This is a genomic window from Thermofilum pendens Hrk 5, from assembly GCF_000015225.1.
In the GTDB taxonomy this organism is placed as follows: Archaea; Thermoproteota; Thermoprotei; order Thermofilales; family Thermofilaceae; genus Thermofilum; species Thermofilum pendens.
The window spans coordinates 471,546-495,547 of sequence record NC_008698.1 but is presented as its reverse complement, the minus strand read 5'-3'; the positions used below and the strand labels follow the sequence as shown (position 1 = coordinate 495,547).

Annotated in this window: 27 protein-coding genes and 2 tRNA genes; 15 read left to right on the top strand and 14 right to left on the bottom strand. The window is 54.8% G+C overall.

All coding sequences use genetic code 11. The features are described 5' to 3' along the window. The first annotated feature begins 37 nt into the window (after positions 1 to 37). The gene (locus tag TPEN_RS02820) at positions 38 to 1,672 is read left to right on the top strand and encodes a DUF2070 family protein (protein ID WP_011752215.1); all 1,635 of its coding nucleotides are present in this window, start codon (positions 38 to 40) and stop codon (positions 1,670 to 1,672) included. On the opposite strand, the gene TPEN_RS02815 is transcribed toward TPEN_RS02820, so the two are convergent. Genes TPEN_RS02815 through TPEN_RS02800 form a run of 4 tightly spaced genes read right to left on the bottom strand, consistent with a single transcriptional unit; the run spans position 1,649 to position 4,513 of the window. After that, positions 1,649 to 2,551: a 3-methyl-2-oxobutanoate dehydrogenase subunit beta gene (locus tag TPEN_RS02815; protein WP_011752214.1), complete on the bottom strand. Its 903-nt coding sequence runs from the start codon at positions 2,549 to 2,551 to the stop codon at positions 1,649 to 1,651. The two genes, TPEN_RS02820 and TPEN_RS02815, sit on opposite strands and share 24 nt — an antisense overlap. A 1-nt stretch (position 2,552) precedes the next feature. After that, positions 2,553 to 3,719, bottom strand: a complete 1,167-nt coding sequence (locus TPEN_RS02810; protein WP_011752213.1) for a pyruvate flavodoxin/ferredoxin oxidoreductase — start codon at positions 3,717 to 3,719, stop codon at positions 2,553 to 2,555. Further along, a complete protein-coding gene (locus TPEN_RS02805; RefSeq protein WP_011752212.1) occupies positions 3,712 to 3,975 on the bottom strand; it encodes a 4Fe-4S binding protein in 264 nt (87 codons plus the stop codon). The genes TPEN_RS02810 and TPEN_RS02805 overlap by 8 nt, the downstream gene beginning before the upstream one ends. Continuing rightward, complete coding sequence (locus TPEN_RS02800; RefSeq protein WP_011752211.1) at positions 3,956 to 4,513, bottom strand: 2-oxoacid:acceptor oxidoreductase family protein; 558 nt, start codon at positions 4,511 to 4,513, stop codon at positions 3,956 to 3,958. The genes TPEN_RS02805 and TPEN_RS02800 overlap by 20 nt, the downstream gene beginning before the upstream one ends. Before the next feature lie 60 nt (positions 4,514 to 4,573). Here TPEN_RS02800 and TPEN_RS02795 point away from each other — a divergent pair, with 60 nt between their 5' ends. From TPEN_RS02795 to TPEN_RS02790, 3 genes are all read left to right on the top strand, one after another. Then, the gene (locus TPEN_RS02795; RefSeq protein WP_011752210.1) at positions 4,574 to 5,908 is read left to right on the top strand and encodes an acetyl ornithine aminotransferase family protein; all 1,335 of its coding nucleotides are present in this window, start codon (positions 4,574 to 4,576) and stop codon (positions 5,906 to 5,908) included. 83 nt (positions 5,909 to 5,991) lie between these two features. Beyond that, positions 5,992 to 6,113: transfer RNA gene (locus tag TPEN_RS09725), tRNA-Ile, on the top strand. Positions 6,114 to 6,211: 98 nt separating this feature from the next. Further along, positions 6,212 to 6,784, top strand: a complete 573-nt coding sequence (locus TPEN_RS02790) for a CBS domain-containing protein (RefSeq protein WP_052885062.1) — start codon at positions 6,212 to 6,214, stop codon at positions 6,782 to 6,784. 2 nt (positions 6,785 to 6,786) lie between these two features. On the opposite strand, the gene TPEN_RS02785 is transcribed toward TPEN_RS02790, so the two are convergent. Further along, on the bottom strand, positions 6,787 to 7,179 hold the full coding sequence (locus tag TPEN_RS02785; RefSeq protein ID WP_011752208.1) for a hypothetical protein: 393 nt from the start codon (positions 7,177 to 7,179) through the stop codon (positions 6,787 to 6,789). A gap of 479 nt (positions 7,180 to 7,658) precedes the next feature. Here TPEN_RS02785 and TPEN_RS02780 point away from each other — a divergent pair, with 479 nt between their 5' ends. Both TPEN_RS02780 and albA read left to right on the top strand, forming a co-directional pair. Further along, on the top strand, positions 7,659 to 9,251 hold the full coding sequence (locus tag TPEN_RS02780) for a PINc/VapC family ATPase (RefSeq protein ID WP_011752207.1): 1,593 nt from the start codon (positions 7,659 to 7,661) through the stop codon (positions 9,249 to 9,251). A 210-nt stretch (positions 9,252 to 9,461) separates the two neighbouring features. Continuing rightward, the gene (gene albA, locus TPEN_RS02775) at positions 9,462 to 9,743 is read left to right on the top strand and encodes a DNA-binding protein Alba (protein WP_011752206.1); all 282 of its coding nucleotides are present in this window, start codon (positions 9,462 to 9,464) and stop codon (positions 9,741 to 9,743) included. A gap of 15 nt (positions 9,744 to 9,758) precedes the next feature. On the opposite strand, the gene TPEN_RS02770 is transcribed toward albA, so the two are convergent. From TPEN_RS02770 to TPEN_RS02760, 3 genes are all read right to left on the bottom strand, one after another. After that, positions 9,759 to 10,145 carry a hypothetical protein gene (locus TPEN_RS02770; RefSeq protein ID WP_011752205.1) on the bottom strand — a complete coding sequence of 129 codons (387 nt, stop codon included), beginning with the start codon at positions 10,143 to 10,145 and terminating at the stop codon, positions 9,759 to 9,761. Positions 10,146 to 10,169: 24 nt separating this feature from the next. Continuing rightward, the gene (locus TPEN_RS02765) at positions 10,170 to 10,577 is read right to left on the bottom strand and encodes a hypothetical protein (RefSeq protein WP_011752204.1); all 408 of its coding nucleotides are present in this window, start codon (positions 10,575 to 10,577) and stop codon (positions 10,170 to 10,172) included. A gap of 75 nt (positions 10,578 to 10,652) precedes the next feature. Beyond that, positions 10,653 to 10,883, bottom strand: a complete 231-nt coding sequence (locus tag TPEN_RS02760) for a hypothetical protein (protein ID WP_011752203.1) — start codon at positions 10,881 to 10,883, stop codon at positions 10,653 to 10,655. A 99-nt stretch (positions 10,884 to 10,982) separates the two neighbouring features. Between TPEN_RS02760 and TPEN_RS02755 the strand changes: the two genes are divergently transcribed. The 5 genes from TPEN_RS02755 to TPEN_RS02735 all read left to right on the top strand — a co-directional run bounded on the left by TPEN_RS02755 (position 10,983) and on the right by TPEN_RS02735 (position 17,304). Continuing rightward, a complete protein-coding gene (locus TPEN_RS02755) occupies positions 10,983 to 12,491 on the top strand; it encodes a hypothetical protein (RefSeq protein ID WP_011752202.1) in 1,509 nt (502 codons plus the stop codon). Between the two features lie 144 nt (positions 12,492 to 12,635). Next, on the top strand, positions 12,636 to 13,919 hold the full coding sequence (locus TPEN_RS02750; protein ID WP_425358386.1) for a crenactin: 1,284 nt from the start codon (positions 12,636 to 12,638) through the stop codon (positions 13,917 to 13,919). Positions 13,920 to 13,964: 45 nt separating this feature from the next. Then, the gene (locus TPEN_RS02745) at positions 13,965 to 14,714 is read left to right on the top strand and encodes a hypothetical protein (RefSeq protein ID WP_011752200.1); all 750 of its coding nucleotides are present in this window, start codon (positions 13,965 to 13,967) and stop codon (positions 14,712 to 14,714) included. Between the two features lie 24 nt (positions 14,715 to 14,738). Continuing rightward, positions 14,739 to 14,960 carry a hypothetical protein gene (locus TPEN_RS02740; protein ID WP_011752199.1) on the top strand — a complete coding sequence of 74 codons (222 nt, stop codon included), beginning with the start codon at positions 14,739 to 14,741 and terminating at the stop codon, positions 14,958 to 14,960. Continuing rightward, a complete protein-coding gene (locus tag TPEN_RS02735; protein ID WP_148677903.1) occupies positions 14,929 to 17,304 on the top strand; it encodes an AAA family ATPase in 2,376 nt (791 codons plus the stop codon). Before TPEN_RS02740 ends, TPEN_RS02735 begins: the two co-directional genes overlap by 32 nt. Positions 17,305 to 17,311: 7 nt before the next feature. Here TPEN_RS02735 and TPEN_RS09935 read toward each other — a convergent pair whose 3' ends face one another. Both TPEN_RS09935 and TPEN_RS02730 read right to left on the bottom strand, forming a co-directional pair. After that, positions 17,312 to 17,458 (bottom strand): hypothetical protein, encoded by a 147-nt coding sequence (locus TPEN_RS09935; protein ID WP_187146346.1) that lies wholly within the window; start codon positions 17,456 to 17,458, stop codon positions 17,312 to 17,314. Between the two features lie 143 nt (positions 17,459 to 17,601). Then, positions 17,602 to 17,698, bottom strand: a tRNA-Arg gene (locus TPEN_RS02730). A gap of 91 nt (positions 17,699 to 17,789) precedes the next feature. On the opposite strand from TPEN_RS02730, the gene TPEN_RS02725 reads away from it, so the two are divergent. The 4 genes from TPEN_RS02725 (at position 17,790) to TPEN_RS02715 (ending at position 20,866) form a co-directional block, all read left to right on the top strand. Next, entirely contained in the window at positions 17,790 to 18,365 is a 576-nt protein-coding gene (locus tag TPEN_RS02725) for a hypothetical protein (protein WP_052885060.1), read from the top strand. A gap of 85 nt (positions 18,366 to 18,450) precedes the next feature. Next, positions 18,451 to 18,711, top strand: a complete 261-nt coding sequence (locus tag TPEN_RS09720; protein ID WP_245534189.1) for a KEOPS complex subunit Pcc1 — start codon at positions 18,451 to 18,453, stop codon at positions 18,709 to 18,711. 89 nt (positions 18,712 to 18,800) lie between these two features. Next, the gene (locus tag TPEN_RS02720) at positions 18,801 to 19,895 is read left to right on the top strand and encodes an ATPase domain-containing protein (RefSeq protein WP_011752195.1); all 1,095 of its coding nucleotides are present in this window, start codon (positions 18,801 to 18,803) and stop codon (positions 19,893 to 19,895) included. 92 nt (positions 19,896 to 19,987) lie between these two features. After that, positions 19,988 to 20,866 carry an NAD(+)/NADH kinase gene (locus tag TPEN_RS02715; protein WP_011752194.1) on the top strand — a complete coding sequence of 293 codons (879 nt, stop codon included), beginning with the start codon at positions 19,988 to 19,990 and terminating at the stop codon, positions 20,864 to 20,866. Here the strand turns inward: TPEN_RS02715 and TPEN_RS02710 are convergent. From TPEN_RS02710 to prf1, 4 genes are all read right to left on the bottom strand, one after another. Continuing rightward, positions 20,807 to 21,451: a DUF2067 domain-containing protein gene (locus TPEN_RS02710; protein ID WP_148677902.1), complete on the bottom strand. Its 645-nt coding sequence runs from the start codon at positions 21,449 to 21,451 to the stop codon at positions 20,807 to 20,809. The genes TPEN_RS02715 and TPEN_RS02710 overlap by 60 nt on opposite strands. 13 nt (positions 21,452 to 21,464) lie before the next feature. Next, positions 21,465 to 22,031 carry an exosome complex RNA-binding protein Csl4 gene (locus TPEN_RS02705; RefSeq protein WP_011752192.1) on the bottom strand — a complete coding sequence of 189 codons (567 nt, stop codon included), beginning with the start codon at positions 22,029 to 22,031 and terminating at the stop codon, positions 21,465 to 21,467. 91 nt (positions 22,032 to 22,122) lie between these two features. Next, on the bottom strand, positions 22,123 to 22,755 hold the full coding sequence (locus tag TPEN_RS02700; RefSeq protein WP_011752191.1) for an METTL5 family protein: 633 nt from the start codon (positions 22,753 to 22,755) through the stop codon (positions 22,123 to 22,125). Next, complete coding sequence (gene prf1 / locus TPEN_RS02695) at positions 22,752 to 23,984, bottom strand: peptide chain release factor aRF-1 (protein WP_011752190.1); 1,233 nt, start codon at positions 23,982 to 23,984, stop codon at positions 22,752 to 22,754. The genes TPEN_RS02700 and prf1 overlap by 4 nt, the downstream gene beginning before the upstream one ends. Between the last annotated feature and the right edge of the window lie 18 nt (positions 23,985 to 24,002).

Below are 24,002 nucleotides of genomic sequence, written 5' to 3'. Positions count from 1 at the left end.
ATTAAACTTTTTATCGCGAGCGTCTGCGTCGAGCCCGATGATTGGGACTCATGGAGACCACTTCGAGGGATTCAAAAGTAGCTATAAGTGGATTATCAGGCTACCCGCTACACGTGTTCTTGCACCGATCTCATTCTCGTTGCTACTACTTTCCCTTGGAGCCTCCTTGCTACTAGGAGTGCCGCCAAGCGAGTTACTTCACTCGCTCTTACTGGGAGCCGCCGTCCCGCTCTACCTCCACGTATGCGATAGGAGAGTGTTTAACTTCAGGCGTTCTCTAGGGGTGTTCCTCCTGTACCTCGCAATGCTCCCACTAGTGCTTGTACTCCGCAAGCCCCCCATACTGGCCACGGTGCTCGAGGGGCTTGTCGGCTTTCTGCTCGCAGTCGGCATCCTAAGCGTATGGAAAGCCGGCGCTCTGGCTATACTCTACTTCCTTTGGTTCTCCGTAGCGCACAACGACCCCCGCGCACTGTACATCCTCTCAGCCTTCTTCCTGGCGTCTTCTACTGTATTCTTCGTGGTCGACCGCAGGATAAGGAAGGCGGCGGGAGTGAGCGGGGTAGGCTTCCTCGAGGCGTTCCTGAAGTACATCCTTTCGGGGGCTCGGTCAGAGGTCGAGGAATACCTTGAGAGAATATCCGTCGAAAGGACCCTGCAGGTACATGTCTACTCGTTCACAGCCGATCGCGAAATCGGGCGCCTCGTGATTTCCAACGTGCACCCGGGTCCTCTCAGAGACTTGGGTAGTAGCACTCTGCCACAACTCATCGCGAAGTGTAGGGATACACCAACGCTGTTTTTGAAGGCTCCGTGTACTCACTCGGAAAATCTTCCCAGGCTCAGGTACTCCGAGGAGCTGGCAGGCGCCGTGTGCAGCTGCACGCCTAGCCCCGCGGTTGACAGGTGCGGTTTAGGCTACTCCTCTAGTGGAAAAGTAGACGTTGTAAGGCTTGCTTTCGGCGAGATACCGGACCTGGTGTTCCTGGACCCCCAGGTGATCATGGAGGACTTGCCGTACAGGGTTTCGGAGGAGTCCCACGCCGTGGAGGGGGCCGTAGCGGTAGACCTCCACAACATGATAGCTCCCGGCTACCTGAAGATAGACGAAGACGACGAAATCGAAATTGCCGAAATCGTTTCCGCGATTCACGAGGCGTCCGAGGAGGTTGAAGCAGAGGGAGAGATTTACGCCGGCTTCGCGCGTGTAGAATACACTGATGGAGCCTCCGTAGGTCCCGGCGGGGTTGCATGCGCCGTGCTTCAAATAGCCGGCAAGAAACTCCTCTTGCTGAGCATAGACGGAAACAACATGACGCCAGACTTCAAGGAACGCGTTTTACGCACGTTCAAGGAGTCCTTCGAAAAAGTCTTGGTCGCGACTACGGATACCCACCTATACACGGGGCTATACAGGAACGTCGACTACTACCCAGTAGGAGCGCTGAGCCCCGAAAAAGTCCTGGAAACCTGTATGTCTTGCGTTGAAAAAGCTTTGAAAAACGTCTCGAAGGTTAGGGTGGGTTACTGCTCAGTGCCATTCAGAGGCAGGTTCATGGACGGCGAGATGCTCCGCCGCATCTCTGTTGCAACGAAGAAAAACACTAGGGACAGCCTAGCCGTAGTCTTTCTGGCGTTTGCTGTCTCGCTAGCCCTTCTCCTGCTCCCGTAGTATCTCCGCGATTCTCTCCCATTGCTCGTCAACGAGTCTTTGAATCTCGGCGATGTCCTCCTCCTTAAGATGCGAGAACCTCCCCTGAAGCCTTAAGTACTCCGCGACGGGCTTCCTCTTGCTCTTGTCTACTAAGGCCTTGCTGGGTCCCGTAAGGCTGAACATACCGTTCTCAACCTCGTAGAGAACCCACACCCCAGTCTCTACGGCTAGGCGGGCAACCTTGACCGTTAAGCTGGAGTCGTACCTCCACCCGACAGGGCAGGGGGAGAACGCGTGGATATACTTTAACCCTCCCTTTATCTGCGCCGCCTTTCTAAGCTTGTAGTAGAGGTCATTCACGTAGGCAGGGTTTATCGTAGCCACGTAGGGGACGCGGTGCGCCACCATGATCGACGGTACGTCTTTCTTTACACTCAGATTCCCAGTGGGAGTCGTCGTGGTCCAAGCCTTGTAGGGAGTGGACCCTGACTTCTGAATCCCCGTGTTCATGTAGGCCTCGTTGTCGTAGCATATGTAGATGAGGTTGTGTCCTCTCTCCGCCGCACCGCTCAAGGCCTGGAGTCCTATGTCCACCGTCCCGCCGTCCCCGGCCCACACGACGACATTCGCAGGCTTCCCGAGCTTCTCCAACGCCTCCACCATGCCTGATGCGGCAGCGGCGCTTGCAGCGAACGCTATGTGAAGCACCGGCACCTTGAACGCAGACCTAGGGTGTGGTCCCGCTATCACGCTCGTACAACAGGCCGGGATAACCAGGTACGTGTTGGGTCCAAGGGCTTTCAGTACGTGCCGCAGTAGCAGTGTCGCGCCGCAACCAGGGCACGCGGCGTGCCCCTTCAGTATGTACTCCTCCCGCGGGAAGGCCTTGTGCGACATCTCACCTCACCCACCAGAAACCCCCGCTTCTCGAAGCCTTAGCCTTTTCGTACATCCCCACCACGTCCTCCGCGTAGACGTCCACTCCGCCGACGCCCGCCGCGTAGTCCACGAGCTTCACGTCGAGACCTCCTAGCGTGATCGCCGAGGCAACGTCTAAGCCGAGGGGGGAGAGGCTACCAAACACGGAGGCTCTCGCTACGGTTACTACGAGCTTGACGTTTTCCAGCCTCCTGGCGACTTCCTCGTATGGGAAAGGCCTGTAGACCCAGAGCTTTAGAGCTCCAACCCTCTCGCCCCTCTCCCTGAGGAGATCGACAGCCCTGTAGACCTCCCCTATTATGGAGCCCATCCCTATTATAAGCGCGTCCGCGTCGACGCACCTGTAGCACTCGTAGAGCCCCGCGTAGTTCCTCCCCGTGATCCTCGAGTACCTGGTTGCAACCTCTCTGAACACTCCGAGGGCTTTCTCGGAGGCCTCCCTCAGGGTCCGCCTGACCTCCGCGTACTCCTCCGGGTAGGCTAGGTTCCCGAGAGAGGAGGGATCCTCGGGCGTCAGCGGCGGCTTCCAGGCACCCTTGGGAGGCAGGATTTTTGATGCCTCCTCCCTCCCAAGCACGTGGACAGGCTCGTACGTATGACTCACTTCGAAGGCGTCCCAGCCGACCGCGGAGGGAAGCAACACGTCGGGATTCTCGGAGACGCCGTACGAGATCAGCGTCAAGTCGTAAACCTCCTGTGCGCTCGACGCGAAGAACATGTTCCAGCCGCTATCCCTTATGGCGTAGAAGTCCGAGTGTTCGCTCCAAATGTTCCAGGGAGGTCCAAGAGCGCGCGTAACTATGCCCATCACTATGGGCAACCTGGCTCCCGCCGCCCACCATACCACCTCGTACATGTAGAAAAGACCCTGGCTGGAAGTCGCCGTGTACGTCCTGGCCCCCGCGCTCGCAGCTCCTATCAGTGCCGCCATCGCACTGTGCTCCGACTCTACGCGTACAAACTTCGCGTTTAGCTCTCCCGATGCTATGAAGTCGGCTATCTTCTCGATAACGGGGGTCTGAGGAGTGATGGGGTACGCGGAGACGACGTCGGGGTCCGCGTCCCTAGCGGCGTAGGCGGCAGCGTAGTTACCCGTTAAGAGTATCCTCTTTCCCCCGTCACTCATGCTCCCTCACCATGCTTATAGCCTTGAAGGGGCATTCAGCGGCGCATACACCGCAACCTTTACAGTAGTCGTAGTCTATCTTAACGAGCCTTGCATCCTCGTCGATCTCTATAACTCCGTCGGGGCAGTAGAGCCAGCAGACCCCGCACAGCCTACACTTAGACATGTCTACGACGGGCCTCTCGGTGCGCCAGCTACCCGCTGCAACAGCCCCAACTACCGGTTTAGCCAGAAGCTTACTCGCAGTGCCCGACACCCTCCCATCCCCTCTTTACAGCCTCTACGTTTCTCTCTACGTGCACCTTAATAACTTCTTTTACTGCCGACTCGAGGTCGGGGAGGCCGACGCCGCCGTACACCCTCCCGACAGCCCCCACCATCGGCATGTTAACCAACACGATGCCCGCTAGACGCAGACCAAGCGAATCCGCTATACTCACAGCGTCCACGCAGTAAGCCTCGCCCCGCGCGCCCACCTCGATGCGCCTACCACCCGTATTGATAACAATCCTTCCCCCCGGCTTAAGCAAAGACTCCACGTTCACCTGCCCGAGCAACGAGGGGTCTAACACAGCCAGTATGTCCCCCCTCTTCACCCTCGCCCTGCTCAGGATGGTCCCGTCGGCTATCCTCGTGTAGGCGAAGACCGGCGCGCCGCGCCTCTCGGCTCCGAAGAAAGGTATCGCGAGCGCATACTTGCCCCTAAGCACCGCTGCCTGCGCGAGCAGACTCGCTGCCGTAACGGCACCCTGTCCTCCTCGCCCAAGCCACACCACGTCAACTGATTCATTCATAACATTCTCGCCAATTTTTCGGCAAACAAATTTATATCATTATCTACGTAAATTTTTAATGTGAACGGACCGAAAATAATCGTTGAGCCTCCGGGACCTAACTCTAGGAAGATCGCCGAAAAGGACTCCGCACTGTTGATGCAGAGCTTCGCGCGCTGGTACCCCTTGGTCGCCAAGCGCGCACACGGCGTGTGGGTCGAAGACGTCGACGGAAACGTCTACCTGGACTTCAACTCCGGGATAGGCGTGACGAACACGGGGCACTGCCACCCTAAAGTCGTCAAAGCGATAAAAGAACAAGCAGAGAGGCTACTTCACTACTCTTTGACGGACTTCCTCTACGAGGAGCCCGTCAAACTCGCCGAGAAGCTTGTATCGATAACTCCGGGACGCTTCCCGAAGAAGGTGTTCTACACGAACAGCGGAACGGAGTCCATAGAGGCAGCAATAAAGACTGCAAGAGGGCATTTCAGGGGCACGCGGCCCTACATAATCGCATTTGCCGGCTCGTTCCACGGGCGAACGTACGGGTCCCTCTCCCTCACGAGTAGCAAGCCAGTACAGAGAAGACACCTAGGCCCGCTACTACCCGGCGTGTTCCACGCACCCTATCCATACTGTTACAGGTGCCCCTTCAGGCAGAAGTACCCTGAATGCAACCTTTGGTGCGTCGACTTCATCGAAGAGTGGATGCTCAAGAAGTACGTACCCCCAGAGGAGGTCGCCGCATTCGTCGTAGAGCCGATAGCGGGGGAAGGCGGCTACATAGTACCGCCGCCCGAGTTCTTTAAGAGGCTACGCGAGCTAGCGGACAAGTACGGAATACTCCTGGTGGTAGACGAGGTCCAGAGCGGATTCGGGAGAACCGGGAAGTGGTTCGCGATAGAGCACTTCGGAGTGGAACCCGACATAATAGCCGTAGCCAAGGGGATAGCTTCGGGGCTCCCGCTGGGCGCGATAATAGGTAGGGCGGAAGTCATGGACCTACCTCCGGGCTCCCACGCCTCCACCTTCGGAGGAAACCCCGTCAGCTGCGCCGCAGCTCTCGCAACGATCGAGGTAATAGAGGAGGAAAAACTCCTGGACAACGCGACGAGAGTAGGTGAATACGCGATGAAGAGGCTACGCGAGCTACAGGAGGAAATACCCTATATAGGAGACGTGCGTGGGAAAGGGCTCATGATAGGCGTAGAGCTCATCGCGAGAGACGGTTCCCCGAACCCAAAGCTCCTGCAGAAAACGCTCGAGATAGCTTTCAAGAAAGGCCTGCTCGTGATAGGAGCCGGGGTGAGCACTATCCGGATAGCCCCGCCCCTGATAATAACCCAGCAAGAAATGGAGACCGGGCTACGCATACTAGAAGAATCCTTGAGGGAAGCTTTAAAAGAGGTCTAAACTGCGCCTAAACAGTCGTGCGTCCGCGTGCGCACGTTTACCGCGCAATCTTTATTAGGTAATTTGCAATATCAAGCCACGCAGGGCCCGTAGCTCAGCCAGGTGGATCCCGCCGAGCCTACAGCACCCGGCTCATAACCGGGTCACGCGTAGCTCGCTACGCGTGCGGGAAGGGTCCCGGGTTCGAATCCCGGCGGGCCCACCAGCTTCTCGCTCAGAACTTAGGCTCCAGCTCACAGATCGCTAGGCTAGGACTCATCATCGCAAATGTTAAAAATGCATCGAACCTATTACTTTTTTGGTATGCCGATACCCTCCCCCGAAGAACTCCGGCTACTACGGTTACGCGCAGGGTTAACGCAGGTTGAACTGGCCCAAAGGGCGGGGGTGAGCCAGAGCCTTATAGCGAGGATAGAGGCGGGCAAGGTTAACCCTCGAGTCTCCACTCTCATGAAGATATACCGTGCGCTTGAGAGCTTCATGGAGGAGGAGCTCACGGCTTGCGAGGTTATGTCGTCGCCACTCGTCTACGTAAAGCCTTCCACTAGCCTACTCGAAGTGGCTAGGATCATGTGGGAGAAAGGTTTCAGCCAGCTACCCGTCATAGACGACTCGTCGAACGAAAACTTGGGCACAGTGTTCGACGACGACGTTCTACGGGCATTCATACGCGAAAATACCCGCGCAGCCCAGCTCACGGCTGCCGACGTAATGTCGGACCCCCTGCCCATAATATCCTGCGGGACCAAGATACGCGTTGTTGCCAGAATGCTCGGGAGAGGCGTCCCCGCCGTACTGGTGGAGGACGAGATGAAGATCAAGGGGATAATTACGAAGAGCGATATTGCGAAGCTTCTCGTAGTCTCCGTAAAGTAGGCCTAAACGCGCGCTGTTACGCGCGACGTGTAGACCCTGTAACGCGTATTAGGCTTTGTGCCGCGTTTTATCAACTTGCCTTCCGCAACAAGCCTTGAAACATACGTCGACACAGCGGTTATCTTCAGGTCGGGCATTTCCTTTAAGGCGACGTTGTGAAGGTCCCGGAGGCTGAACCAGGTCCCGTCGCCGAAGTTCTCCACTATTATTCTCCAAATCCTAGCCTTCATAGACTCGGAGGCTTCGATAACTCTAGGTTGCTCCTCGCCCTTAATAGCCTTTAGAGCCTGAATGAGCTGTAGTAGCTTCGTCTCGTCTATCTCAGGTCCCTCTATGGTCAGCGTTATCTTCTCGCCCGTGTCCGATGTATCCTCTATCTTGATCCTAGGCGCCATTAAACACCCTTGTATAAGCGCCCTTGGGGCTTAATATAGCCATCTTTTACGTTAGACGCCGCGCGTAGAAACGGAATAACGCTTATTTTTTGCCTTAATACTCTGTTCTCGAATTTTTGCAACTTTATTCATAAAAAGAGATTTATTCACAGGAATAAACAGCTTATATCCAAGATCTTTTCTCTTTCCAGAACTCCAGTGGAAATCGAGGGGTTATTTAAACCCCGGGTTCTCCTGGTGTTATTCGATTAAACAGCTGAATAAACGGGGAGCTCCTGTATAACGTTCCAAGACCCCTTGACTTCCTATGGAAGAAGTGGATTGAAAACTTGAGATCGTAAACAGTAAGAGTTCTATCAAACAGTTAGGTTTTGAAGAAGTGTTGCAGTAGAAATTGAGGGGTCTTGGAGTTTCCGAGAATACTCTTACTATATCGAAATGCTTAAAAGGTTAGCACGACGCTTTCACGCGAGTAAGTAATGGAGCACGACGAAAAAGTATACGTGCCTGACACGTCTGCTATACTGAGCGGCGCGCTCAGAGAGGCTGTTGCGCAGGGTAGGTTAGCTGGGCGTATCTTGATTCCTGTCTATGTGCTCAATTACTTCGAGGAACAGGCGCGCCGCGGGATAAGCGCTGGAGTAAGTGGTGTTAGGGAGCTTAACCTGCTGAGAGACGTTGCGGACTCGATGCCCGAAGTAGTGGAGCTTGAATACGTGTATGAGCTCCCAGTGTCTCTGAGGGGTTTGCGGGACCTAAACCCGGACCTGGTTTGTAGGCTGACTGCCGTGGAGAACGGCGGCGTGCTGGTAACGTGCGACGAGCTTTCGGCTAGGGTTGCGAGGGCGCTCGGCGTGGAGGTGGAGCTTCTCCCGCCGCGCGGAGGCGCCGAGTTCTTCCTGGACAAGCTTTTCGGTCCCGACACTATGAGCGTGCACTTGAAGGAGGGAGCTAAGCCGTACGCGAAGAAGGGCGTGCCTGGGCAGTGGACCTTCGTTAGCCTACGGGACCAGCCTTTGACGCGCGAGGAGATGGAGGACTACGTGCGCCAAGTATTCGAGATGGTCAAGACTTCTGGGAGCTCGGCGTTCGTAGAGTACGAGGGCACGGGGGTTACCATAGTGCAGCTAGGGTTATACAGGATAGTCATAACGAAGCCTCCCTTCTCGGACGGCATCGAGATAACTGCTACTAGACCTGTTGCGCGGCTACGCCTGGAGGACTACAACTTGCCCAAGAAGCTCATAGAGCGCCTCGAGAAGCAGGCCGAGGGTATACTCATCGCGGGTGCCCCGGGGATGGGTAAGACCACGTTCGCCCAGGCGCTCGCCGAGTACTACTACCGCAAGGGGAAAGTCGTTAAGACCATAGAGTCTCCGAGGGACATGCACCTGCCCGCCGATATAACGCAGTACTCTAGGAACTACGCTACCTCCGAGGAGATACACGACGTGCTCCTACTCAGCAGGCCTGACTACACATTCTTCGACGAGATGCGGGATACGAAGGACTTCGAGCTCTACGCTGACCTCCGCCTCGCCGGCGTGGGTATGGTCGGAGTTGTCCACGCGACTTCGCCTATAGACGCCGTTCAGAGGTTTATCGGTAGAGTGGAGCTCGGCATGATACCTTCGATAATTGACACCGTGATCTACGTGAAGCACGGGAGGGTTGAGAAGGTATACTCCTTGGAGACTACAGTCAAGATACCGCATGGGCTGAAGGAGGAGGACCTGGCGAGACCCGTTGTCGTTGTCAGGGATTTCATGACCGGAGAGCCTGAGTACGAGCTGTACGTGTTCGGCGAGAGGACGTTCGTGGTTCCCGTTAAGCGGGGCGGTACAGGCAAGGTGAGCATAGAGGGGTACAAGATGAAGAACGCGTTGGAGAAGGCTCTCTTCAAGATGCTCGGAGACGGAGGCTACGAGCTCGTGATAGACGAGAACGAATCGCTCGTTGTGATCAAGGTCCCGGTAGACGGTTTTAACTACCTTGCGGGTAAACCTCGAAGGAAGCTTGAACGCATCGCTAGGCGCTACGGTTACACACTGGAGATCAGACCTTCTTTCTAGGCACGCAAGCTTAGCTTGTACGCGACGAGCGCACCCAGAATACTAGCAATGCTTTATGCATGCCTTTGTTTAGGTCCCGCTGGGGACCGCAAGAGCTTCTTGTTCTACCCGCGCTGTGGGAACAATCGCCTCTGCACTAGAACGCATTCGAGCACGCGTTAAGCTTATAAACGACCCGCATCACACAAAGGGTGCAAAGGTGAAACCGACATGTCGCTAGCAGAAGGAAGCGTGCTAGTAGGAAACAAGAGCGTAATGAACTACGTACTTGCAGCAGTGATACAGTTCAACCAGGGCGCTAAGAAGGTCTCCATAAAGGCTCGCGGAAGGGCCATAAGCAGGGCCGTCGACGTAGCCGAGATAGTGAGGAGCAGGTTCCTGAAGGACGAAGTCGACGTCAGCAGCATCAAAATCGGCAGCGAGAAAGTAGGCGAAGCCGGCAAGGAGAGGACCATAAGCACAATCGAGATAGTCCTCGAGAGAAAGAAGTAAGGCGAGCTACAGCCTCTAGCTTTGTTTCTGTCTAACTTCCCCTAAAGCTACTATCGGGATTCTTCCGGCGAGGTTGACTATAGGTATGGCTATGTAGCCCGGCTTGGCGCCTTTAGATACCTCCACTTGCTCGCCGGAATCGTCCGACCTAAAGAGGATGTAGTTCCCCCTGAGCTCCTCTTTACTCTCTATGTAGTAGAACATCGGGAGACCGTAGAGCTTGTAGTAATCCCTGAAGACGATGAATATACCGTAGATGTGCCTTTCAGGTGTTTCCGCAAAGTGCACCACGTAGGTCACGTGTCCCATGGTTGACGCACTGCTAGCCAGCCTAGCCAGGTCGTTGATCGAGGCAAGCTTCACGGCTAGAATTGGCTCAACCCTGACTTCTTCGCTTGCCACGTGGCAGGAAGTGCTCGCGCACTTTTAAGATTGTTGTCGTTGAGGTTCCTCGAGTTGCTTAAGGGAGAATTTCGCGTTGAGTATGGTTCCTTCGCGCAGTCCTCGGAGGTTCTCTAACCCCGTTTTTACGATTCCTGCCTTGTAGGATTCTAGGGGTAATGCTTCTACATCGGTTATCACTACGCCGAGCGAGCGGGCAACTGGGACTACGACCACTTCTCCAGCCTTCAAGGAGGTCATAATCGTCCCCTCCGGTCTAAGCTGAGCCGGTATGCTCAGCAGTACTAGGGATCCGAGCCTCTTAGCTGTCGTGATTACCTGGCTTAGCTTTGAGATGTTGGCAAAGTTGAGTGGTATCTGGCTCTCGTACAGCTCTAGGAGCGCCACTTTTGAACCAAACCTTTCGAGGACTACTTCTATTGTCTCGCTCATACATGTCCGCGCGAATAGCTATGGCTCTCCGTAAAAACCTTGCGCTCGCGAGAAGAGGAAAAAGAAGAAGGATTTTTATACTAGCCCTAGCCCTCTCAGCCCCTCGATGTCCTCCTCCAGCTCTCTTGCCAGCTTTTCGTCCTCCTCGATGCGCGGGGTCGCGCCTCTCACGGAGGCTAGGAACTCCTCTACTGCGTCTAATGCTTCGACGAGCCTAGCCTCGTACAGCCCGTCACGCCTAAGAGTGCTCGCCAGTAGCCTCGACAACGTGCCTATCGTTCGCACGGTAACCCTCGGGTCACTCATGCTCGGTCAACACTCTTTCCCGGCCTCTCCCTCCACGCTGACCCCTGATGCCGCGCCCTCGCAGGGCGCCCCCTCCACCATTTAAGGAGGGGTGGTAGTATGGGTGAAGAGTACATGAGGGGAAATGGAGCGGCGGGGGAGGAGGTCGAGAAGGTTGTTAGGGAGGAGGTTTGGAGGCGTGCGGCTTTAAGCCTCTACACCACCAGGACGGAGGATAAGAGGAGGTCCAGGGGTAAGAAGAAGAGGGGCGAGATACACTACCGCGGCCTGCATGATGCTGTGACCGAAATTAACTGGGACTTTACCAGGTTTGCGGCGCACGCGCTGAGCGTAGTGCCGGACGAAGTCTACCCGAGGTTTTACCGCTTCATCGACAGCGACGCGAGGAAGTACCTCTTGCTAAGCGATGACAACAGGCCGAGAGAGGGAAGCGCGGTGACGGAGCTCAGAGGAAGGCTACAAGCAATCGTCGACGCTACCGAGGACGGTCTTAGAGCTGAGAGGCACGGAAGGCACTGGCGCGTGTACGTGCCGCGCGAGAACTGGTACGTCGTCGTGAGCAAGCCTGCGCGCTGGGTCGTGCGCATCCCGTTGAAAGGCTTCTGGACCGAGTCAGAGTTTCCCAGGGTTCTCGTGAATACTCCGAGTGATGTTCTTAGGAGCCTGCAACGAGGGTGGCTACTCACAGACGTCACTCCGCCGCATGAAGGATATCCTTACGTCTCCTTCGGCACTACCCAGGCTTGGCAGTTGCCATCGACGCTCGCGGCCTTTCCAAGCGACGATGTCAGGCTCGGTGTCACGGCGGGTATTCTCGGTAGCACCAGGCTGAGCCTTCAGTGGGGAGTGAGTATCTACGGCTACGAGGAGGAGCTAGGCTGGGCTTCAGGGCTTATCGGCGAGGTTAAACGTGCAGAGTTCCGCCGGCTCGTAGAGGAGTGCAAGGAGCTCAACGGCGACTCGGTGGCGCTGGCGACCGCTTTCCTGGGGGACGGCGAGCTCGAATACTTTCTAAGGCTTCGATGGCTCTACTTCAGGGTTGGACATGAGCACGTCTACTTGCCGACGGAGAGCGCTGTCTTTAACGCGCGCGTTGCTGTCGAACGGGCCAGCGAATACGTAGCATTTGTGGGCAAGGTTACGCGTTGCGCGAAGGTTAGGCATATCTTGTTCGTGGCCTACGGAGCGCCGGGTAAGAGGGGTAGGAAACCCGGACAGAAAGTGGGGTCTTACCAGGAGCTCGGCCTCTACGCGCCGGTGGCAGGAGCGTTGCTTAACCTCGTTATGGTTGCCGTTGGCGGCAAGTACGCCTACATATACGCCCGTATACCCGTTGACAGTGCGCCTCAAGGCTGGTACCAGCGCGCAGTAGAGGAGGGGTGGACTGTGAAGGTTGTCAGGTCACGCGTCAAGTCACGCGCGCACACGACGCGCGAGATGCTCTACTACGAAATTCCTCAAAGTTCTCTGTTTGAGCACGCGGCGGAGGATGCAACACTCTGGGAGGCACTCTACCGCTTCGCAGTTGCAAAGGCGCAGGCTAAGCCCGTTGCGCGCAAACTGGTTGAAGAACTGCTAAGAATTAAACCAGCTGGGGCACAAGAATAAAAGAGGTAAGACCAGCAGGAAAAGGCGCCCGGCCCCCTCCGCGTATTAGGGGAGTAGCTTTTACACATGTGAGGTGGACGCGGACGGTTACGAGCATCGCGCGCGATCGCTGGGTTTTTTAGTCTTTTAGGTCTCTTGTGCATGGTGGCGGGTTTGGCTATAAGTGAGTATAAGAGGAAGTACGCTTACGGCGAGGACTACGGTACTAGCCAGTTTAAGTTCGGTCCCGTAGCCGAGAAGCCTCTAGTCATAGATAACAGGGGCCTGCTTCTCGCCGGAGAATCGAGGCTTTTGCTCGACATATTTGGAGTAAGGAAGGAGGTCGTCGTGGGCCCGGAGCTTCCGAAGTACCTTGGAAGTATAGACGACGTGGGTAGGTACCTGGTCTACCCTATGCGCGACGGCCTTGTCGAAAAGGACGACGAGCGCGCGTGGAGAGTTCTCTACGAGATCACGCGGTATGGCTTCGAGACTACGAAGCCTAAGGCTAAGGATTTCGACGGCTTCTTCGTAACGGCGGCGCTTTCCGCCATAGCCCCGGACTACATGTATCAGCGTATCTTCGAAATTCACGCGAGGCTTGACGCAGAGGAGAAGGTCGTAAAGGCAGTTACGATTATACCGCAACCCCTAGCAGTGGCTATCGCAGAGAAAACGGTTACCTGTGTCGTCGTGGAGTCGGGGCACGGGAACACCCAGATAACTCCCATCTCGATGTACCCTATACGCAACGCGATAGTGGCGCTTAATAGGGGAGGAGCGGAGGCGGACGCTATAGCGGCTGAGATTCTGAGGGACCTTGGGTACGAGGATAGAGCCAGGGAAGAGAAGTTTGTGCGGCAATTTAAGGAAGCCGTGGGGCTAATTCCGCGGGACCTAAACCAGGCTATAGAGAAGGCTAGGAGGGAGCCGGAGAGGTTCAGGACTGTTTTCAGCATTCCTGGAACGGTCATCCAAGTGGATATGGGTAACATGGGGTGGGCGAGGTTCCTAATAGGAGAGATAATCTTCAACCCTGAACATGAAATCTTCGAGAGCTACTACAAGAGAGGCATGCCCAGGCCCAAGGACACGGTGGTGGGCGGCGAGAGAGTGAGGGGCACCATGCCGCTGGTACAGGCAATTACCCACTCGGTTTCAAGGACTAGCACTGAGCTACAGCCGGCACTCTACAAGGACATAATTCTGAGCGGAGGGAACTTCGCCTGGAAGGTCCCCCAGGGACTTGAGGACGTCGCGGTCGATAGTGCTACGAAGGTCGCTTTGGAGCTTAAGAGGCTCGGCATTGAAAGCAACGTGAGGTTGGTCTCAGACCCCTTATACTCCGTCTGGAAGGGTACGATCGTTTACAGCATAGCGGTACCCGAGGACGTAGAGTGGGACTGGAAGAGGCGTGAAGGCTGGTACAAGAGAGGGGTCCACTACTAGTCGCGCTCTTTTTATATTCGCGGGATATTCTGAAAATGGGAGGGGATGTATAGCGGGGAGGTTAAGCGCCGGAGAATCATACGCTCTCTCGAGCGTTTCGCCAAGGAAGCTGGTATGAGCGCCTTCGAGAAGGCGGAGCCACCTTTCGACGCCTCCGCGGTTGATGGGTCGGGGGTTAGGGTGGCCTTCAAGATCGTGAGCGGTGCGCCCGGCGCGGAAGGGTCAGGGGCTACGGGAAGTATGTTTCAAAGAGTTAAGAGTGCCGGCGCTACTTGCGCCGATGCCTCCTATGGGAAAGTGTACATAGTGGTGGACGAGGAGGGTTGGGTGAAGCTTACGGGATACTCTCTGAGGAGAGAGTTTGAAGACGAATACAAAGCTGGTTTACTGCTCGTTACCGAGGAGGGGGGAGTCGTGGAGATAATTCCAGCCCCCCTCAGGACGCCCAGCTACAAGCACCCCGCAGCTCTAGGAGGCTACTCCTCAGAGAGCAGGGCTCAGCAGCTACCCCCGCCCCTGGGCTACTCTCCGACACGCGACCTTTCTGTAGGTGCGGAGCAGGCAAGAGAGACTCGAGCGGTGTCCGTGCCGGGCGGCGAGGCTACTGGGGTATCGACAGGCGACCTACCGTCCTTCGCGCGTGATAACCCCTGGTTGCGCATTCTCTCGTCTGGAGGGGCGGGGCGCGCGGAGGAAAAGGTCCCAGAGAGAGGCGATGAGTCCGAGCTTCCGTCCTTTGCCCGCGATAATCCCTGGCTCGACTTCCTCTCCAGGAGGCGGGGAGGATCCGGGTAGGAGGCTGGTCGCCGGGGTGAAGTAGTGGAGGAGCGTGAGGGTCCGGAGCGCAGGTACATTGGGAAGAGCGTGGAGGCTTACCTGAGAGAGCAGCTGGCGCGTAGGCTGTCAGAGGATCCTGAGGCGCTCAAGCTCGCGTACGAGTTGCTGGAGGCTTTTGCTACGGGTGGTGCTAGGGGGGTTAGGGCTGTCATCGAGGAGAAGGTGAGGGAGTGTGGTTGTACTCCTGCGGAGGGTGGAGGTTGAGGGTTACAGGTTCTTTAAAGATCCTTTTCGCGTCGAGTTTGGAGACGGAGTAACAGTCATTGCCGGGCCTGTTGGCTCGGGTAAGAGTAGCCTTTTATCGGCAGTAGAGTATGCCCTGTACGGGACCGACTCCTACATCGAGAGAAGGGTCTACACGAAGAAGGACCTAGTTAACTCGGCGTCAGCGTCTCTCAGGGTTCTACTCGAATTAGAAGTGGAGGGTGAAGGAGTTTACAGGATCGAGAGGAGACTTTCGAAGGAGGGCAGGGAGAGAGTGGAGGTTCTGCTCCCGGACGGGGGTATTCTGAGAGAGTCTTCAAAGGTACTGGAGAAAGTAGAGGAGCTTCTGGGGATGGACTTCTTCGAGTTTTCCCGCAGTGTTTCGATAAACTACGTAACGCTGTTTTTACTCGCGCACGGGAGTCAAAGCGTTAGAAGCAGGGTTTTAGACAGGTTGCTCGGCATAGACGCCGTTGAGAAGCTCGCACGAGCCATAACCGCGAAACCTATCCTCGACGAAATGAGAAGCCTCAAAGGGGATGTCGACTTTCTACGCTCAGCGGGTTTCTCGGAGGAGAACCTGAATATCCTTAGAGAAGAGGAGCGCAGGCTTGAGCAGGAACTAATCGAAGGCGAGAGGCTTCTTGAAGGGCTAAAAAAGGAAGCCTCCGACCTCGAAGGCGCGGCTAAGAAGTACCAGGAGCTCAAAAGCGAGCTGAACGCGAAGGAAAAGCTACTGGAGGACCTGAGGGACAGGGTTAAAGGAGTTCTTAGCCTGGACGCCCTGGTGGTGGGGCTCGAAGAGCTGAGAGATAAACTACTACGCGCTGCAGAAAAGCTCCTGCCACCTTCCAAGCTCATCAAGGAAATAGAAGGCATAGAGGTCTCTGAGTATAACCTTCGAGAGGTTTTCAGCGCTTTTGAGAGGGTTTTCCACCAGCTGGACGAGATCTACTCCGAGAAGTACAGGGAGATAAAGGGGCTAAGCGCACAGGTAGAAGTCTACGAGAAGCAACTAAGGGAGATCGAAAGCCGGCTCGTAGGCTTAGAGGAGCATGTGAGTGACTATGAGCGCGCGGAGAGCGAGATCGAGAAGATAAAGTCGGAGTACGGGGACGAGAACAAGCTACGCGAAGAAATAGGGAGGCTTGAGAGCGAGCTCGGCATGCTTCAAAGAAGGAGCGAGCTCGAGAGGTGTGTTTCCTCGGTGAGGAGGGTCTTAGCGGAGGAGGTCGCGAAGAAGGGCGAGGCGGAGTGCTACGTATGCGGGAACAGGCTTTCGGAGGAATTTCTCGACTGGGTGAGGGAGAAGGTCTCTAAATCGGTTAAGGAGCTAAAGGACGTAGAGGAGAGCATAGGTAAGCTTAGGGAGAGAATAAATGTGCTTAAGAAGAAGCTGGAGGACCTCAGGGAGTACAAGCTTACCCTTATAAACTACGAGGCGGCGTACGAGGAGTACCAAAGGCTACTAGAGGAAAGGAAGAACCTTCAGGCGGCACTCGACGCCGAGAGGGAGGAGCTAGAAAGGGCCAAGAGCGGGTTAAGCGTTATAGGAGCAGAGCTGAAAGTTGTTAGGGAAGATTTCTTAAGGCTTAGAACCTCGTACTCCAAGTTGCCGTTGCTAGACGAGATAAAGAAATTGGAACAAGAAGTCTCAAGTCTCAGGTCGGAGCTTCAAAGGCTTGAGCCGCAGTACAACAAGTACTTGGAGCTTGAGAAAAGAATTGAAGCGTTGTCGCGGGAAATAGAGGACAAGAGGCATAGATTGGAGGGTATCAGGAAAGACATCGATGAAAAGAGAGCCATGCTGGAGAGCTTCGAGGAGCGCTTAGCCAGGGAGAGAAGGCTTGAAGAAGTTCTGGGAAAAGTTCGGAGAGTTAAGGAGGCATTAATAGAGGTGCACGCGGATTTGAGGAGCCAGAAGATAATGGAGCTAAACAAGGTTGTCAACGAGATTGTAAGGGGGATTTACCCCTACACGGATATCGAGGAAGTTAGAGTGAGGGTTGTCTCTCCCTCGCGAAGAGTTGGAGGACGAAGCATTTACCAAGTCGAGGTTAAAGTGGGCGGCGAGTGGTACCCGTACTCCTCTAGGCTGAGCGACGGTCAAAAAACGGTGGTTTTCCTCTCGTTGCTCATTGGGCTTAACAGGTTGCTTAACAAAAGGGTAGGCTTCCTAGTGCTCGACGAGCCAGTTCCGAACGTTGATGACGCTATCAAAGCATCCCTGCTTAAGTCAATGTTGCTGGTAACGGGTCTGAGGCAGGCGATTGTTACTACCCAGGCAGAAGACATAGCGGGAAGAGTTGAAGGAGTTTCCCTGGTAAGGCTTTCCCGGATGTAGCGCCCCCTCACTCGTGGCCTAGTACTGTGTGCGGCGTGTTCTCCCTACAGTATGGACAGTAAATGTGCACTTTTTTAAACTCGTAGAGGTTAAACCCCAAGTCCCTCACTTGTATACCTCCGCACCTATCGCACTTTAACTTCCACTTAGTCACGTGGCACTTCGTGTACACGGGTTATTTATGCTTTCTATAATGTGTCAGTGGCTGCTCACGAGATCATCAATCACACGTTCTTCCTATTCATCATCCATTTTTAGAGCTTGAGTCCCTGATATATTAGCTTATTACGTGTGCACTGGCGGGCCCGCCGGGATTCGAACCCGGGACCTGCGGCTTAGAAATGCGGCGCCCCGCGGGCGTGGCCGCCGCGCTTCCTGACTGCGCTACGGGCCCACATTTCCTCAGAAACGCCATCCATGCGTATAAATACTTTTGCTCGCGCGAGATTTATCTTAAAGTATGCCTTAGCTGAGAGTAGTTGCGTATGCCGAGGATCATATTCACGACTTCTCGCCACGATACAGTGCCTCTGAGAAGGCTTGCCCGGGAACTAGCCACAATGCTTTACTCGGCGGCTAGGCTTAACAGGGGTGGTAGAAGTCTTCCCGAGGTTCTCGCGCTGGCGAGGGCCCGGAAGGCGAGCAGACTAGTGGTGATCTATAGGGGGCGGGGCGGCAACCCCGGGAGAATGGTGTTCTTCGATCTGAGCGGTGACGCTCCGAGGGTTTTTCCTTACCTGATCAGGCTTAGAGGCGTGGTTTTCTCCCCCGGCAGTGCGGCTTCGAGAAGGCCTGCGAGAGAGGTCCCAGTAGTCTCTCTAGGCTCGGAGACGGAGCTCGCCGAGGAGTTATCCGTGATGCTCGACGTTACTTACCTCGGGGCGATGGGAGAAGAAGCTGTAGCGAAATACCCCGGGAGGTTGATGGTCGTGGAGAAGGTTGATCGTCCCTCCCTTGCTTACGTTATAAAGTTCTACGAGGGTGGGTCAGCCATAGGTCCAAAGCTACTCATAGAATCTCTGGTACGCATACGTAGTAGAAGCTTGGAAGGTATTGCCTAGCGCGCGCCTTAGTGTTTGAAAACAAGCTTTATTTGTGCACGCGTCCTGTGCTTGTGTGTCGAAGAGTGGCGCCCCATTGAAGGCAGTGGTCAGGGTACTTGGAACCGAAGAGGAGGTGTCCATCATTTACCGTTCTCTGAAGCCTGAAACGGAGGAAGTGCCTAGGTATCGGTCCAAGGTATCTCTCAGCGTCGAAGGGGGCTCCCTAACCTTAACCATCGTTTCGTCTAAAGTGTCAAGCTTGAGGGCCTCTCTCAATACCTATTCTCGAATCCTTCTAGCCTTGCTTGAAATTCAGGGAGTTGTGGGAGAAGGGGCGCGCCTAAGAGATTCTCCACCGGAATAAAGCGCTATGGAAAGGGAGGGTCATTACTCCTCGACTGCTACGCGCGCTAATCAACACATATATAAACACCACTTTTCTAAAATTCAGAAATGGGGTTTGACTTGGCAGGCATGGATAGGGTTGCTAGGTCTTCGTGCATAGGATGCCCTCTCTACATAAAGTCCAGGCAGTACTGTTTAAAGCTTAAAACGAGAGTCGCGGACCCCTACAGCCCGCCCTGCAGGGTAGCCCAGCCAGCAGAGGCTGTCCAGGTGTCTCAGGCTACTGTCGTCGAGGCGACGCAGACAGCAGTGCAGTACCCGCAACCGGTTGCCAGCGTCGCTGGTAATGCTTATCCCGTTGCCCAGGAGCCTTATCCTGTCGAGGAAATACCCTATACGGATGAGGCATATGAGGTCATGTCGACTAATCAGGCTTTGCTGTCGAAGAGAGCACTTTACGCGCCTACCGGCATACCTGGCCTTGACGAGATCCTCGCAGGAGGTTTTCTACGCGGTAAGACGTACTTGGTAGCTGGGGAGGCGGGTTGCGGTAAAACGATATTCTCTATTCAGTTCCTGATTAATGGAGCGTTAAACGGCGAGCCCGGGCTCTATATAGCTATAGACGAGCCTACGAACCAGTTGTTGCGCGGGTTGAAGCTGTTCGGCTGGGACCTAGGCGACTTAATCTCGGCTAGGAAGCTGATGTTCCTGGACATGAGGACGCACTTCAGCAAGATCTACATGAGGGACGAGAGAAAGCACATCGAGCCCAGGTATATTATCGAGCAGATACTTAACGCCGCCAAGAAAATAAACGCTAAAAGGCTAGTCATAGATCCCATTGCACCGCTAGTCTACGGCGGCAAAGAAGAGGACGTGCTCTACGCCAGGGAGTTCCTCAGGGAGATGGTCTTCGCTATCGAAAAGACTGGGGAGCTAACAACCATAATGACGAGCGAGATACCCACTGGCAGCACCAAGCTCAGCAGATTCGGCGTGGAGGAGTTCCTGGCGTCGGGAATAATAGTTCTCGGAATAGAGGAGATATACGGTAACGTCGAAAGGGTCATGTACATAAGGAAGGCTAGATGGGCCCCGGTAAAGCCCAGCAAGTATATCTTCGACATTGTATCGGGGAAGGGTATAGTTATCAGGGAGCCGCTCAGCGACTACCTTGCACGCTTAAGGAGAGGGGCTTAGACCAACAAGTTCGCATGTTAGAGGAGCACGTTAAAAGATAATAAAAATTAAAATTAACCGCCTTTGACACATTACTTCTGGGAGTGTTCGTAATGAGCTTCAGAAAGGTCTGGATGAAGGCTAGGGCTAACGATCCAGTAGTGTTGGAACATGCGCGCCTGCTTTATCGATACCTGACGGATAGAGGGCTAGACGTGTACGTAGACCCCTTGCTCGGCCACGTTATACCTGGGCGTAGCCTTTCGGAGCTAGAAGCCCGCGAAGCTGACCTGGGTATAGTCGTTGGAGGTGACGGGACTCTTTTAAGAACCGTTCAGAAGAGCAACGCGGTGCTTCCTCCGATTCTAGGCTTTTCCTCCGATAGCCTCGGCTACCTGCTTCCCCACAGGGTAGACGTTGCAAGGGAGGTTCTCGAGGAGGTCTTGAGGGGCAACTATTCGGAGCGGGACGTGGCTCTCGGAGAGTTCATTGCGGGAGAAAGGGCAGGAGTTTTTCTCAACGAAGTATGCGTGTGGTCGGAGCCCGGGAAGATAGTAGAGTTCGAAGTATTGCTTAACGATGAAAGCTTGTACAGAGTCAGAGGGGACGGCGTAATTGTAGCAACGCCAGCCGGAAGCACGGGCCATGCGTTTTCGTACGGCGGTCCAGTAATCATCGACACAGGTCAAAGGGCTCTAGAAGTTGTTTTTCCCGGGGCTCTCTCACCCCTCATCCGTCCGTTAATAGTTCACGGCGGCTCGATAGCTGTAAAGGTAATCGCGCACCCGGCGAACCTGGTGGTGGACGGACAGGTATACTCGAAGCTACAGGAAGCCTCTAAGGTTACGGTGCGTCCATCCTCGAAGTCGCTAAGGTTTATTTACGTGGAGAAGTACGAGACTCCTCTACCCGAGAAGCTTGCGAGAAGAGTGCTAGATAGAGGTCTCTCGTACGTCGTCTCGTCTCTCTTCAAGCAGACTCCTAAGCCTTGAAAGGCTCTTCGTGTACTCCTCGGACAGCGAGACGTTGCCCTCGACTTGTTTTAAAATGCCCTTGGAAACTAGGAGGTCAACAGCCTTGTCGGGTTCTGTCCCTAGTACAACGGAAGCTACGGCGGCAAGTCTTCTCGCGGTAGCGGTGAGCGGCTCGTGAAGTAGGCTCTTATACGCGCGGGAAAGTTTTTCTGCGAACTCTACCGCCTCCTTCAGGGAGGCGTTGGTCTCTAGGTATTCTCCTCTAAGCACGGCTTTTTTCCCCACCATGTTGAGGACATCTGCAAGGGCGGGAACCGGTATGGCTACTTCGAGGTTAGCCATCGAGAGGATCGTAGATACGCCGAGCTTCCTGGGGCGCACTGTTAAAGTTTTTTCGTGGATCTCGCGGTACAGCGTCTTTACCCTTCTCACAATGTCATCTGTCCGCTCTCCTTCTGGGATAAACACCTTGAGCTTTTTTCCTTTAATCTCGCCGTAGAGGCGGGCGTCTCCAAGCTCCTTTTTAAGCATGGACAGGAAGGAAACCGCCTCTCCCGAATCGTTAAACGTGAACGTTAACGTGACTCCACGCAAGGCAGACACCGCGCGCCACGCGCTACTTCAGCATGTACCTAGAGCTCACCTTTCTCCTACGGGTCTTATACCTGCAGTTCGGGCAGAGCAGTATTACCCCGCGCTTTCTCATTGGTGTCATGCAGCTGGGGCACTTAGCCACGACGACTCCAAACTCCCTCCCCCTTATGGAGAGGTAGTAAGGAGGTCCTCCTTCGTCAGCTATAGTCGCTCTTATTACGTCCCCGTAGCCTATCACGTCCGAGAGTAGACGAACCCTCGAGCTACTTGCGTTAGACACGTGCAGTATCCCGGTTAGCGGGGGTATCAGTTTCCTACGTTTGTTTTCAACGTAGAAAATCTCGACTATAGCTACGGGGTCTCTTATCTGCTTGACTACAGCGTAAACCACATCGCCCTTCCCGAGCTGACCGTCGGGCTTGAAGGGAAAAACCTTGACGATGTGCTGAGCTCTCTCCTCTTTCAGTACGCCGACCCTCTTGGCTTTTAAGTCGCCAGTCTCCTCGTCAACATATACGTTTTCACCCGGCAAGTACTCTTCCGCTACGCCGACGTTTTCTCCGGGGATCACTACCCTGTCTTCCCTCACTACGAAACACCGTAGCTTTAACGCGCGCAGATATATATGCGATTTCCGGTTGGCGCTCGGTTACCCCTTCTGGCACACTCGGAACCGCAATTCACAGTTTCACGACCCTGATAACCGCCACGTTGAAACAGTGTCTCCTCTTTCTGTGGAACGGGTACTCGGGGGGCAGACACATTCTCTCCTCGAAGAGAACTTGGACCCTAATGTCTCCACACATTTTCTCTAGGTATGATTTAACGAAGTCTACGCTCGAGCTTTTGTGTATGCTGTAAACCGTGCCGGCAAGCATCACAGCACGCGATAAGAAGGTGATATCGCTTCCCCTCGCATGCACGCCGAATGGAGGGTTCTCTACGACTGTGTCGAAGAGGATACCCTCGCGTAGAGGTATCAGCCTGACGTCCGCCACCAGGAGATCTACGCGCTCGTAGACCCCGAGTCTTATCGCCGCGCTCTTAGCCTCGCTTACTGCGGAAAAGTCCAGGTCCAGCATCACAACAATGCCGCCGAGAAGTGCGGCACCTATCCCCAGCCTGCCTGTCCCGCATCCTAGGTCCAGCACCTTTTTCCCGCTTATGTCCTGGAAATGTTCCTGGGCGATCCACAGCAACGTTGCGGCGAGCGTCGATGGGGTAGCATACTGCTCGAGCTCTATCTTTGGCGAGGGATGCCTAGGTATCCTGTTTAGCAGAATCTCCAGCCATTTCTTCCTCAAAGGGCTCATCGCTGTAGCCTGTACCTTAGAATAGCGCCTATACCCCCGAAGGTCTTGAAGAACTCTTTTCCCTCCGCTGACTGAGTGGAGACTAGCACTACCTCCGCTCCTGTTTTCTCCGCGAGCTCCGCGAGCTCCTCTACGACAGACCTGTTCTCAATTATCTCCACTTCTCCGCCGCACTTAGGGCACTTCAGCTGAGCGACCTCTGACTCACTGTGCAAGGTGGCTTCGAACTCGTGCTTGCACGACGTGCACTTCGCACGTACCCGTATTTTCTCCAGGTCTTCTGATAGGAGTAGTTTTTCGACCGCGTTTAGCTGTAGTGCTTCTCGAACTTCAGCCTCACCGTAAACTGCGAGCCCTGTATCCCTTGCTAGATGGTAGAGAAACTGGTTCACCGCCTCTCTCTCCTTCATAAACTGGACATCCTTTATAAGGTCCTTCGACTTTTCTAGAAGTTCGTACAAGCCCGAGACCCCTCCGTACCCTACGTCGAACAGGCCTAGTATCTTTTGCCTAAGCTCGTAGTGGAGGTAATCTCCCTCGGCGAACTCCTTCTTGGAGAAGCCGGGACCACCTATGATTATGCCTCTGAGCTCGTCTTTCAACGGGAGGAAGATCTTGTTGGCATGTTCTCCGACTCTCTTATAGAACTCGTGGACGAGTTGCTCTATTATCCTCTCAAACCTCCTAGCAGACTGGCCACCGCTTCTATGCTTGCCCGGAACGCCGGCCGTTAGCTCATCGACCACCTCGAGGGATTTTCCCCTGAGTATAGCTATCGCGGCCTCGTCGCGCTCTATCACTATCAGCCCGTAAACCTCCTTTACCCTGATCATCTCTTCGAGTATCTCCGTGTAGAAACGGGAGTCGCACCTGTAGAGCCATACGTTGAGCTTTTGCGGAGGCTCTATTAGGTGCACCTCCATCTTCTCCCTGCCAGGCACGTCTCCAGCAACATAGCCCGCAAAGACTATCAGCCCGTTCGGCGGGGTTTCGCGGAACAGTTTAAGCCTGTTGATTATTGTTGCCAGGGCGTCTAGTACGTGGTGCCTGGTAACCCTGTCCTTAATGTTAGAAGCCGTCGAATACTCGTAGTACAGGGTGTTCAGAACGTCGCTTATCGGTCTACCAGCCGGTATATACAGTGACACGAGCTCTGTGCCCCTACCCTCTTTCTTCTTGAGCTCTTCCACTAGTTTTTCGAGCTTATACCTCTCGATGCTTTCTTGCATCTTCACGCCACCACGCTA

Coding starts and splice junctions, on each gene's coding strand:
- TPEN_RS02720 (WP_011752195.1), top strand. CDS start 18,801: ATGGGGTTTGACTTGGCAGGCATGGATAGGGTTGCTAGGTCTTCGTGC.
- albA (WP_011752206.1), top strand. CDS start 9,462: ATGTCGCTAGCAGAAGGAAGCGTGCTAGTAGGAAACAAGAGCGTAATG.
- TPEN_RS02765 (WP_011752204.1), bottom strand. CDS start 10,577: ATGAGCGAGACAATAGAAGTAGTCCTCGAAAGGTTTGGTTCAAAAGTG.
- prf1 (WP_011752190.1), bottom strand. CDS start 23,984: ATGCAAGAAAGCATCGAGAGGTATAAGCTCGAAAAACTAGTGGAAGAG.
- TPEN_RS02790 (WP_052885062.1), top strand. CDS start 6,212: ATGCCGATACCCTCCCCCGAAGAACTCCGGCTACTACGGTTACGCGCA.
- TPEN_RS02820 (WP_011752215.1), top strand. CDS start 38: ATGATTGGGACTCATGGAGACCACTTCGAGGGATTCAAAAGTAGCTAT.
- TPEN_RS02745 (WP_011752200.1), top strand. CDS start 13,965: ATGTATAGCGGGGAGGTTAAGCGCCGGAGAATCATACGCTCTCTCGAG.
- TPEN_RS02700 (WP_011752191.1), bottom strand. CDS start 22,755: ATGAGCCCTTTGAGGAAGAAATGGCTGGAGATTCTGCTAAACAGGATA.
- TPEN_RS02755 (WP_011752202.1), top strand. CDS start 10,983: ATGGGTGAAGAGTACATGAGGGGAAATGGAGCGGCGGGGGAGGAGGTC.
- TPEN_RS02780 (WP_011752207.1), top strand. CDS start 7,659: ATGGAGCACGACGAAAAAGTATACGTGCCTGACACGTCTGCTATACTG.
- TPEN_RS02785 (WP_011752208.1), bottom strand. CDS start 7,179: ATGGCGCCTAGGATCAAGATAGAGGATACATCGGACACGGGCGAGAAG.
- TPEN_RS02725 (WP_052885060.1), top strand. CDS start 17,790: ATGCCGAGGATCATATTCACGACTTCTCGCCACGATACAGTGCCTCTG.
- TPEN_RS02715 (WP_011752194.1), top strand. CDS start 19,988: ATGAGCTTCAGAAAGGTCTGGATGAAGGCTAGGGCTAACGATCCAGTA.
- TPEN_RS02815 (WP_011752214.1), bottom strand. CDS start 2,551: ATGTCGCACAAGGCCTTCCCGCGGGAGGAGTACATACTGAAGGGGCAC.
- TPEN_RS02760 (WP_011752203.1), bottom strand. CDS start 10,883: ATGAGTGACCCGAGGGTTACCGTGCGAACGATAGGCACGTTGTCGAGG.
- TPEN_RS02800 (WP_011752211.1), bottom strand. CDS start 4,513: ATGAATGAATCAGTTGACGTGGTGTGGCTTGGGCGAGGAGGACAGGGT.
- TPEN_RS02810 (WP_011752213.1), bottom strand. CDS start 3,719: ATGAGTGACGGGGGAAAGAGGATACTCTTAACGGGTAACTACGCTGCC.